Origin of the sequence: Rhizobium sp. CCGE 510, from assembly GCF_000292525.1 — a bacterium.
Classification (GTDB): Bacteria; Pseudomonadota; Alphaproteobacteria; order Rhizobiales; family Rhizobiaceae; genus Rhizobium.
In genome coordinates this window covers 239,786-251,015 of sequence record NZ_AEYF01000026.1, presented here as the reverse complement: position 1 = coordinate 251,015, position 11,230 = coordinate 239,786, and the positions used below count along the sequence as shown (strand labels likewise).

The following is an 11,230-nucleotide window of genomic DNA, read 5'->3' as shown; positions in this document are numbered from 1 at the left end:
CGTATTGGCAAGCGCATTGCCGGTCCCGACAAAGGCTACCGTGCCGCCATAGGTGAGGTTCTCGACACCGCTGCCCAGCGTATAGTTCGCCAGTGTCGTGCGAACCGTGTCGGTTCCCGCCGCGTCGGTGACGATGTCACCGACATTGTCGACGATATAGGTGTCGTCGCCTGCCCCACCGATCAAGCTGTCCGCACCGGCCCCGCCGTTCAGAAGATCGTTGCCGGCGGCGCCGGTGATCTTGTTGGCCAGCGCATTGCCGGTGCCGGTGAAGCTGGCGGATCCCGTATAGGTCAGGTTCTCGACATTGACCAATGCGGCGATCGAGTAGGTCGCAAGCGCCGTGCGGATTTCGTCAGTGCCGGCACTGACCGCCTCGGTGATCGCGTCGCTCGCACTGTCGACCAGATAGATGTCGTTGCCAGCACCCCCGATCAACGTGTCGTTGCCGGCGCCGCCGTCAAGCGTGTCGTTGCCGGCGCCGCCGGTGATCGTGTTGGCAAGGCTGTTTCCAGTCCCAGCAAAAGCACCGGTGCCGATGAAGGTCAGGTTCTCGACATTGGCAATATTGGTCAAGGCATAGGAAGAAAGCACCGTCCTGATCAGATCGATCCCTTCATTCAGCCCTTCGGTGACCACGTCGGAAACATCGACAATATAGGTGTCGTCGCCCGCGCCGCCGATCAGGACGTCTGCTCCTGCCTTTCCGTCCAGGGTGTCGGCACCTGCCGCGCCCCTGATCGTGTTGGCGAGGCTATTGCCTGTCCCGGTAAAAGCTCCCGTGCCGACAAAGCTCAGGTTCTCGACATTGCTGCCAAGGGTATAGCTTGTGAGTGTCGTGCGAACAGTATCGGTTCCCGCGCCGGTGTTCTCGGCAACGCTGTCGGCGGCATTGTCGACGATATAAGTGTCGTCGCCCGCCCCACCGGTCAAGCTGTCGGCGCCAGCCCCGCCATCCAGCGTGTCATTGCCGGCGCCGCCGGTGATCGTGTTGGCGAGCGCATTGCCGGTGCCGGTGAAGCTGGCGGATCCCGTATAGATCAGGTTCTCGACATTGTTGCTGAGCGTATAGCTTGCAAGCGCCGTCCGGACTGTGTCCGTCCCCTTGTTCGCACTCTCGATCACAACATCTAAGCTATCGCCGACCACATAGATGTCGTTGCCGGCACCGCCGATCAGCGTGTCATTACCGGCGCCGCCGTCAAGCGTGTCATTGCCGGCGCCGCCGGTGATCGTGTTGGCAAGGCCGTTTCCAGTCCCGATAAAATCGCCGGTGCCGATGAAGATCAGGTTTTCGACGTTGGCAATATTGGTCAAGGCATAGGAAGAAAGCGCCGTCCTGATCAGATCGGTCCCTTCATTCAGCCCTTCGGTGACCACGTCGGAAGCATCGACAATATAGGTGTCGTTGCCTGTTCCGCCGATCAATGTGTCGTTGCCGGAACCGCCGGTAAGCGAATCATTTCCGGCATTGCCCCAGAGCGTATTGTCCGCCTCGTTGCCGATAATCGTATCGTTGCCGGAGCCGGCCTGAACGTTCTCAATCAACGACGCAACATTGTCGTGATAAAGAAGGGCGTTGAAAATGTTACCGCGGGCATAGCCATTGTTCGGTCCGCCCCCGAGATAGGCCAACTGGCTCTGGGAAAAGACCGAGTACCCCCCCGCGCGCAAGTCGATCCTGAGGCCGGTCGTATAAGCGCTCAGATCATAGGTATCGGTACCGCCGCCGTCCCAGATTGTTGCGAAGATCCTGTTGGCAGCGGGCGTGATGGCCGCAACGCCGTTGACATAGGTGATGCCCTGGTTGGGATTCCACTTATAGACGGTGTCGCCACTGTTAGTCGTATAGTCCGCACCATACATTTCCTGCAGCGCGGCAATGTCGAGCATCATGAAGCTTTGTGGCGCGCCATCATGCTCATACTTGGCCCCACTCTCATCGTCTCCGATGAATGTGTGGTAGGTCATGACCGTATATTCGAGCGAGTCGTAGGCGCTCGGAACGACTATTCCATTGAAATCACCCGCTTCATGGGCATGCTTCAGTCCGAGAGCGTGACCCAGCTCATGCACCAGGGTATGGCCCGCATAGTTGCCGAACCTCGGGAAACGATAATCATCTTCGGTGCCAGCATATCGCGTCCCGAACCAGACATCGCCACCCCGCCCATCGGCACCCGGTAAATAGGCCCCTGCCGTCGGAAGAGAGGGATCCGACGATTGAGCGAACCGCACCGTTGCGGTATCGGCGCTTCCGGCCTCAAAGTTGGCGTTTGTGAACCCCTCGACGGAGAAGCCGTCATTTGCCGCACTCCCGTAGGACTGCTCCATAAAGAATAAGGCGAGAGACTGCTGCTGCGACGAAATTGGAGTGAAAGAATAGTATTTTTCGGGGCCATAGCTATACGATGACGAAGTCGTGGGAAACGCATAGGTTATCGTTCCGTCCCAGGCATAGAGATCAAGAAGCCCGTCAACTTTGCTATCGCCAGTCGTGTTGACCATCTTCAGCGGAGTAATAAGGTCCGTCATAAAATCCCCGTTTGCCTATTCCATTCGGCCGCGCCTACTGCCAGTTTCCCTTTGCTCCATAAAAGGGGAAACTTCAACCAAAAGCTTTATTTATATTCAGGAAGGTTTGATGGAGTCGCTAGCGCTCATGAAGCGCTTCCTCCGCGACCTCGACCAAAGGCGAAAAGACGTATTCCAGAATCCTGCGCTCTCCTGTTCGAACCTCGGCAATTGCTGCCATGCCCGCACTTAACTTGACGTTACGGCCATCTGCTGAAATCTGATCGACCTCCAGACTCAAAGTGACCGGAAAAACCAGGTTCTGCATCCTTTCGGCGCCGCCGAATGGCGTCTGCGCCTGTCTTGTTGCAGGATCGCCTTCACGGCGTGCGGCATCGGGTTCCGGGATTGCATCTGCCGCAATTTTGGTGACATGGGCCGCGATCGTTCCATAGCGGGTAAAGGGAAAAGCTTCGAGCTTTACGACAGCTTCTTGCCCGACCTTGATGAAGCCGATGTCCTTGTTCAAAGCATAAACTTCGAGCTCCAGCGTACTGCCCTCGGGAACTACGCGCATCACGTCCTGCCCGACGGTCACCACCTGACCCACGCTGGTAATCGAGGACGCTTGCACCGTACCGTCTATTGGACTGCGCAATGTCATCTGCTCACGAGAATTTCTCGCTTTCGCCAGCCGCTGCTCCAGCTCTTCGACCCGACGTTCCGCATCGCCGAGCCGCACGAGTTGATCGCTCAGGAATGTCCGCGTGACTTTGTCCTTTTCCCTGGTAAAGACCTCGACGCCCGCTGCGGCATCTGCGAGCTGGCCCTCCTGCATGGCGAGCTGCGTCGCCTGCTCTTTCAAGGTTTGCGTCGCATCGATCACGCTCGCCATGGTGCCGGCCTCTTTCGAGGCCAGCATATTGCGCATGGTCACTCGCTCTTTCAGCGTTTCGACCAGGGAGTTCTGAGCCGCGACCGTCACCGTCAGGCGGTCGCGTTCCACCTCCTTCTGGTGCTTCTGAGCATCAAGCGAGGCAACTGCAGCCTGGCGCTGTTCAAGGTCGCCCCGGAGGATGCCCTCTTCACGACGACGCAATTCATCGGGCACATCTGCGTCCCATGAGATCGTCGGCAAGAGCTGGTCCGTCTCCCGCGAACGAACGTACTCCACGGCAGTTTTTCGGCGCCGGACCTCGGCCCTCACGGACGCCAGACCCTTTGCTGCATCCGTCTCATCGGCAATGGCATCCGTCGGATCAAGTTCAAGGAGGATATCGCCGCTTTCGACGTGCGCGCCATTTGCCGGCGAAAGCGCCTTCACCTTCCCGGTCAGCAACGGCTGAACAACCTTGACGCGGCCGGTTGGCTGAATCTTGCCTTGCGCGGCTGCGATAATATCGATGTGACCGATATAGGACCAGATCAAAGCCGTTGTGACGAAGGCGCAGATGATCAAGATCAGCGCCAGCCGCACCGGCGAGGCTGGGGTTTCCAGGATTTCGATCGCCGGTGCCAGAAACTCGTGATCGGATCGCTTTAGCGGGCGCGGCGGAAGGCCGGCATATCGAACAGCTTGGGCAGACTCGCTTTTCATGCGATGCCCCTGTCATTCTGCAAAGCCCATAGCCGCGCATAAAGCCCATCCGGGCGCTTAAGCAGATCGTCATGGCTGCCAACTTCCGCGACGCGGCCGTCGGCCATGCCGATGATCCGATTGCAGAGCCTCACAGCTGCGAGCCGATGGGCGATGATGATGACCGTTCGGCCGGCAGCGATCTGGTGCATATTGGTGTGTACGACGCGTTCGCTTTCGTAGTCGAGTGCGCTAGTCGCCTCATCGAAAATCAAAATTCGGGGACTGGTGGCAAGCGCACGGGCAATGGCGATCCTCTGACGTTGGCCACCGGACAGGTTGGCGCCGCGCTCTTCGATCATCGTGTCGTAGCCTTGCGGCAATCGCAAAATGAATTCTTCCGCCCCAGCGAGCTTGGCAACTGCAATAACCTGCGCACGATTCATCGCCGGGTTTGAGAAAGCGATATTGTCGTGGATCGTGCGGTTGAACAGCAGGTTCTCTTGGAGAACGACTCCTATATGGCTTCGAAGCCAAGCGGGATCGAGTTGCGATAGATCCATCCCATCAAGGAGGACCTGCCCCTCTTCGGGGATATAAAGACGCTGAACCAGCTTGGCGAGCGTAGACTTTCCGGAGCCGGATGCGCCGACGATACCGATGACTTCTCCGGGTGTGATTTCTAGCGATACGCTTTTCAGAACCTCAGGAGAGCCGGGCCGATAACGGAAGGTAACATTTCGAAGTTCAATATTCCCCCTCGGGGCAGGTAACGACAAGCGGGAGCCTGGTTGACGTTCCATCGGCGTGTTTAGAATGTCACCGAGACGGTCGACCGAGATTTGCACCTGCTGGAAATCTTGCCAGAGTTGGGACAGCCTTAAAACCGGTTGGGTCACCTGCCCGGCAATCATGTTGAAGGCGACAAGTGAGCCAACGGAAAGCTCCCCGTCGATAACGGCCTTCGCACCGAAAAGAAGAAGGGCAGCCGTGGAAAGCTTGCTCACATATTGAATGGCGTTTTGTCCGCCGACGCTAAGCAGTGTCGTATCGAAGGCTGTCCGCACATAAGCTGCGAGCTTCTCCTCCCACTGCGCTTGCATGACCGGCTCCACCGCTGCGGATTTAACCGTGTGCACACCGACGACTGCTTCGACCAGGAACTGCTGACTGGCCGCCCCTCGATTGAACTTCTCTTTGACGAATTCGCGCAGCGGCCGTCGAACCACAATTCCAATCAGGATGTAAATCGGGATGGCGGCAATGACAATCAGCGTCAAGCTCCAGGAATATGCGAAAAGAACTGCGATGAACACAAAAGTGAAAACGACATCGAGTGCCGAAAACAGGCCCTGCCCCGTTAGAAATGTGCGGATCGTTTCAAGTTCTCGAACGCGGGCGACGGTTTGGCCGGCGGACCGCGTCTCGAAATACCCCAGCGGCAGCCGCAGGAGATGGTGGAACAACCGCTGACCGAGCTCGACATCGATCCGGTTGGTCGTATGAGCCAATGCGTATGCTCTCAGGTATTGGAGCATGACATCGAAGAAGCCAATAATGGCGATACCCGCAACAAGTACGAACAGGGTCGAATAAGCTTTGTGCGTCAGGACCTTGTCTACCACGACTTGAAAAAACAAGGGTGTGATGAGCGCAAAAATCTGCACAAACAGCGAAGCAAGCAATACATGAGCAAGCGGCTTTCGATAGCGCCAGATTGATGGCAGAAACCACTTGAAGCCAAATTCTCGCGGGTCGGACCCTTCGCCTCTTAGACGCCGTCCCACGAGAATAACACGCGCCTCGATTTCTTCTAATATATCTGAAGGGGCGATTTCCCGATCGACGCGCGTTATCGGATCGACAAGTCTATACTTGCCGGATGGATTTAACCCGCCGAGCACCTGAAAGGAGCCGCTGCGCACCTTGACTATGGCAGGGACGGGCATGACACGAAGGCGTTGCTCCGTGACCTTCTCCACGACACGCGCCTTCAGGCCGATGATTTTGGCTGCTCGCTGAATATCGGCGGCCTGGGAGGTCCGTCCTTTCAACGCCAAGTCGTGCTGCAACTGGGCCGGATCGGCGGCAATTCGATAGAACGCAGCAATGCCGCAGAGCGCACGAAGACCAGAGTCTAGAGGCTGCGAAGGGATGCCATCCATGCGCGGGGAACTTTCCTCCCTAAGTTGCGGATTGTCGCAATTGCGGAACTCATTGCGGCTGTTTGCCGAGATGTAGCTCACGCGGAAGTTCGGCACCATCGGGATTTTTGTGCTCCTTATATTTTCGAGTTGGTGTGACTAATAAGTTGCAAATCCAAACTCCGTGAACGATGCATCGATCGTGAAGGCGACACGGCTCGAAGCTGATTCAACATTCACAACGAAGAGGAGAGTGATGTCGCTGAGCCTTCACGTGGGAGATCATGGGTATCGACAACTACCGACCCAAAAGGCAGCGAGGATGCGCGACGCCATCGAGCGTGTAGGCGCCAACCCGGATAGTCCTGCCGCCATAAAGCCCTGACTTTAATAGCATAGAGAACGCATTCTCGACTTTGGGAACCATGTTGCGAGCGCGGCCGCGCAAAGAATGATGATCCATGGCACGCCCTCGGCCGGGCACAGCGAACCGTCATAACGCAGGGCATTGCCCTTCATGGCACCGCGAATACCTTTGCGTTCGCTTGTCCCACTGCGCCAACCGTTTTGGACATGACCACGTCTCCTGAACACTTGCAGGAATATAAAGCCATTTCTTCATCGTATAAGGGCAAAGAAAAAGGCGGGGTAATGCCCCGCCTTGGAATTCGCTTGTCAGTGGCTGTCCTTGCCCACTGCGTTTCCGCGACATCCCTTGAGGAAGTCGAGGTCGGCGCCGGTATCGGCCCCTTCGACATGCTGCTGATGCAGGAAGGCATAGCCCGATGTGGGCAGATCATGGTTCGGCTGCCATTCGGCCAGCCGCCGCGCCAATTCCTCATCGGAAATGTCGAGATGCAGACGACGGTTCGGCACATCCAGCTCGATCATATCGCCGTTTTGCACGACAGCGAGCGGCCCGCCGACCGCTGCTTCCGGGGAGGTGTGCAGCACGACGGTGCCATAGGCCGTTCCGGACATGCGTGCGTCTGAAATACGCACCATGTCGAGGATGCCCTTTTTCAGCACCTTGGGCGGAAGCCCCATGTTGCCGACTTCGGCCATCCCCGGATAACCCTTCGGCCCACAGTTCTTCATGACCATGATGCAGGTTTCGTCGATGTCGAGGTTGTCGTCGTTGATCTTTGCCTTGTAGTCGTCGATATCCTCGAACACCACAGCCCTGCCCCGATGCACCAACAGATGCGGCGAAGCGGCCGAAGGCTTCAACACGGCGCCCTTCGGTGCCAGATTGCCGCGCAGCACGACGATGCCGCCCGAAGAGGTCAGCGCCTTTTCAGCCGGCAGGATGACGTCCTCGTTCCAGTTAACGACGTCCTTGACCTCGTCCCAGACGGTTTCGCCGGAGACCGTCAGCGCGTCCTTGTGCAGAAGGCCGGCTTCGCCGAGGCGCTTCAGCACCACCGGCAGGCCGCCGGCGTAGAAGAACTCTTCCATCAGATACTTGCCGGACGGCATCAGGTTGACGATCGTCGGGACGTCGCGGCCGCAGCGATCCCAGTCGTCGAGCGAAAGATCGATGCCGACACGGCCGGCAATGGCGAGCAGGTGGATGACGGCGTTGGTCGATCCGCCGATGGCTGCATTGGTGCGGATGGCATTCTCGAAAGCCTGCTTCGTCATGATCTCGGAAGGCTTCAGGTCGTCCTTGACCATCTGCACGATCCGGCGGCCGGTGAGCTGCGCCATGACCTTGCGGCGGGAATCGACACCCGGGATCGCGGCGTTGCCGGAAAGCGCCATGCCGAGCGCCTCGGCCATGGAAGCCATGGTGGAGGCGGTGCCCATGGTGTTGCAGGTGCCCGACGAACGGCTCATCGAGGCTTCAGCCTCAAGGAATTCGGCCTGCGTCATCTCGCCGGCCTTCACCATTTCGGAAAACTTCCACAAATGTGTACCGGAGCCGACGCGTTCACCGCGGAAGTAGCCGTTCAGCATCGGCCCGCCGGTGACGACGATCGACGGCAGGTCGCAGGAGGCGGCTCCCATGATAAGCGACGGCGTGGTCTTGTCGCAGCCGACCAGCAGCACGCAGCCATCCATCGGCTGGCCACGGATCGCTTCCTCCACCGCGAGCGCCGCAAGGTTGCGGTACATCATCGCGGTCGGGCGGAATGTATTTTCGGATGCCGAGAACACCGGCACCTCGAGTGGGAAGCCGCCGGCTTCCCAGACGCCCGCCTTGACCTTCTCAGCGAGCTCTCGCAGATGACCGTTGCACGGGGTCATATCCGACCAGGTGTTAAGGATGCCGATCACCGGCCGGCCGTCGAACAGGTCGTGCGGGTAACCCTGGTTCTTGAGCCAGCCGCGGTGATAGATCACGTCGCGGCTCGTTCCGCCGTACCATTCCTGCGACCTCAGCCTGCGCGGCCATTCGGCTTTCTTCTTCATTGTCTCTGTCCTTCAGGTGATTGCCGGGCCGCCTCGTACGGCCCGGATAATCGCACTTTGTTTTAAGCCAGCGTGTAGGCGGTCTTGACGGTTGTGTAGAATTCGCTCGCGTACTTGCCCTGCTCGCGCGGGCCATAGGACGAGCCCTTGCGGCCGCCGAACGGCACATGGAAATCGACACCCGCCGTCGGCAGGTTGACCATCACCATGCCGGCCTCGGCATTGCGCTTGAAGTGCGTCGCATGTTTCAGGCTGGTCGTGGCGATGCCGGCCGAAAGACCGAACGGCGTGTCGTTGGATGTTGCCAAGGCCTCGTCGTAATCCTTGACCCGGATCACCGACACCACCGGTCCGAAGATCTCCTCGCGCGAGATGCGCATCTGGTTGGTCGCTTCGGTAAACAGGGTCGGCTGCAGATAGAAGCCAGGCGTGTCGCGGGAGAGCACTTCACCGCCGAAGGCGATTTTGGCGCCTTCCTTTTTGCCGATCTCGATATAGTCGGTATCAGTCTTCAGCTGCCGCTCGTCGACAACAGGGCCGATATGGGTGCCGGCCTTCAAAGCATTGTCGACGACCAGCGTCTTCAGCTTGTCGGTCAGGGCTGCGACGAACTTGTCGTGGATGCCTTCGGTGACGATCAGCCGCGAGGATGCGGTGCAGCGCTGGCCGGTGGAGAAGAAGCCGGAATTGGCAGCGGCTTCGACGGCGACGGAAAGATCGGCGTCGTCGAGCACGACCATCGGGTTCTTGCCGCCCATCTCAAGCTGGAACTTGCGGTTATGCTCGATGGAGGCGGCGGCGACGCGGCGGCCGGTGCCGGTGGAACCGGTGAAGGTGATGCCGTGAACGTCGGGGCTTTCGAGCATGGCCTGGCCGACGACCGAGCCTTTGCCCATGACGAGGTTCAGCACGCCCTTCGGCAGGCCGGCGCGATTGAGAATGTCGACGATCGCCCAGGAACAGGCGGGCACCAGTTCGGCCGGCTTGAAGACGACGGTATTGCCGTAGCAGAGTGCCGGCGCGATCTTCCAGGCGGGAATGGCGATCGGGAAGTTCCACGGCGTGATGATGCCGATGACCCCGAGGCCCTCGCGGGTGATCTCGACGCCGATGTTCGGACGAACCGACGGGATGATCTCGCCGGCCAGCCGCAGCGCTTCGCCTGCGAAGAATTCGAAGATCTGCGAAGCGCGGATGACTTCACCGGTGGCTTCCGGCAGCGTCTTGCCTTCTTCGCGGGCAAGCAGCGCGCCGAGCTCATCCTTGCGCGCCATGATCTCGTCGCCGGCCTTCTTCAGGATGACGTGGCGTTCCCAGATGCCGGAGCGCGACCAGGCCGGGAAGGCGGCCTTGGCGGCAGCGATGGCGTTCTTGGTGTCTTCGGCGCTGCCGTCGGCATAAAGGCCGACGACTTCGTTCGTATCCGACGGGTTGATGTTCTTCGTCGCGTTCGAGCCGACCCATTCGCCGGCGATCAGGTTTTGATAAATGGTCATGGGCTAAACAAGCCTCCTTTACCGTCTATGAGAAATCAGAGTTGCTTGACGGCGATCTCTTCTTCGGCGGCCACCTTCAGCGGATTGCGCAGCGGCAGGCCGAATTCGGCGACTTCGATTTCGAAGACATCGCCCTCTTCCGCCTTGATGCCGTCGGCAAAAGACAGCGTCGCCGTGCCGAACATATGGACATGGACATCGCCCGGTGCACGGAAGAGGCCGTATTTGAAGTGGTGATATTCGAGATTGGCGAAGGTGTGCGACATGTTGGCTTCACCCGACAGGAAGGGTTTTTCGAAGATCACCTTGTCGCCGCGCTTGATGCGCGAGGTGCCGCGAATATCGTCGGGGGCGGCGCCGATGCGGATTTCCGGACCATAGGCGGCCGGGCGCAGTTTGGAGTGGGCCAGATAGAGATAGTTGATCCGTTCGGTGACGTGGTCCGAAAACTCGTTCGACAGCGCAAAGCCGATGCGGAACGGCGAGCCGTCCGTGGCGATGACGTAAATGCCAGCCATTTCAGGCTCTTCGCCGCCATCGAGCGCGAAGGACGGCGAGATCAGCGGCGCGCCGGGGGCAGCCGTGCCATAGCCGTTGCCCTTGTAGAACCATTCCGGCTGGACGCCCTTTTCGCCCGATTTCGGCTTGCCGTTTTCGAGGCCCATCTTGAACATCCTCATCGAGTCGGTCAGGGTTTCCTCGGCCGCCTCGGTGGTCTTCTTATGCATCGAATCGCGGGTGGCCGCCGATCCCAGATGCGTCAGGCCGGTGCCGGTCAGATGCAGGTGGGCGGCATCGGGATGGGTGATCGGCGGCAGGAAGCGGCCTTCGAGATAAGCCTTTTCAAGATCGACGGCATCGCCGTAACCATGGGCCCCGATAACCGCGGCAAGCGACTTGCCGCCGTCGGCTGCTTCCATCGCCAGCGCATAGACGCTGCCGGCATTGTTGACGGACTTGGCCGCGCCGCCCTGCTCGCGCACGGCGACGACAATCTCTCCGTTGGCACCCTTGATCTGGGAAATAAGCACGACTTCGATCCTTCTCGTTCCGGCGAAGACAGAAAAAAGCTCCGCCTGTCCGGC

The 11,230-nt window shown here is 59.1% G+C and carries 6 protein-coding genes and 1 pseudogene; 1 reads left to right on the top strand and 6 read right to left on the bottom strand.

Annotated features, from left to right (window positions below; translation table 11 throughout):
• The 3 genes from RCCGE510_RS14210 to RCCGE510_RS14200 form a co-directional block, all read right to left on the bottom strand.
• The coding region (locus tag RCCGE510_RS14210) for a M10 family metallopeptidase (protein WP_007630888.1) at positions 1-2,535 on the bottom strand (2,535 nt) is incomplete at its 3' end.
• A gap of 118 nt (positions 2,536-2,653) precedes the next feature.
• Positions 2,654-4,111 (bottom strand): HlyD family type I secretion periplasmic adaptor subunit, encoded by a 1,458-nt coding sequence (locus RCCGE510_RS14205; protein ID WP_007630887.1) that lies wholly within the window; start codon positions 4,109-4,111, stop codon positions 2,654-2,656.
• Positions 4,108-6,255 (bottom strand): type I secretion system permease/ATPase, encoded by a 2,148-nt coding sequence (locus RCCGE510_RS14200; protein WP_007630885.1) that lies wholly within the window; start codon positions 6,253-6,255, stop codon positions 4,108-4,110. The genes RCCGE510_RS14205 and RCCGE510_RS14200 overlap by 4 nt, the downstream gene beginning before the upstream one ends.
• A 277-nt stretch (positions 6,256-6,532) precedes the next feature.
• On the opposite strand from RCCGE510_RS14200, the pseudogene RCCGE510_RS36065 reads away from it, so the two are divergent.
• Positions 6,533-6,674, top strand: a pseudogene (locus tag RCCGE510_RS36065) (IS630 family transposase); the annotation flags it as partial.
• Between the two features lie 235 nt (positions 6,675-6,909).
• Here the strand turns inward: RCCGE510_RS36065 and araD are convergent.
• The 3 genes from araD to araD1 all read right to left on the bottom strand — a co-directional run bounded on the left by araD (position 6,910) and on the right by araD1 (position 11,176).
• The gene (araD, locus tag RCCGE510_RS14195) at positions 6,910-8,649 is read right to left on the bottom strand and encodes an L-arabinonate dehydratase (RefSeq protein WP_007630883.1); all 1,740 of its coding nucleotides are present in this window, start codon (positions 8,647-8,649) and stop codon (positions 6,910-6,912) included.
• Between the two features lie 62 nt (positions 8,650-8,711).
• A complete protein-coding gene (locus RCCGE510_RS14190) occupies positions 8,712-10,145 on the bottom strand; it encodes an aldehyde dehydrogenase family protein (protein WP_007630881.1) in 1,434 nt (477 codons plus the stop codon).
• Positions 10,146-10,180: 35 nt separating this feature from the next.
• Positions 10,181-11,176, bottom strand: a complete 996-nt coding sequence (gene araD1, locus RCCGE510_RS14185) for an AraD1 family protein (protein WP_007630878.1) — start codon at positions 11,174-11,176, stop codon at positions 10,181-10,183.
• Between the last annotated feature and the right edge of the window lie 54 nt (positions 11,177-11,230).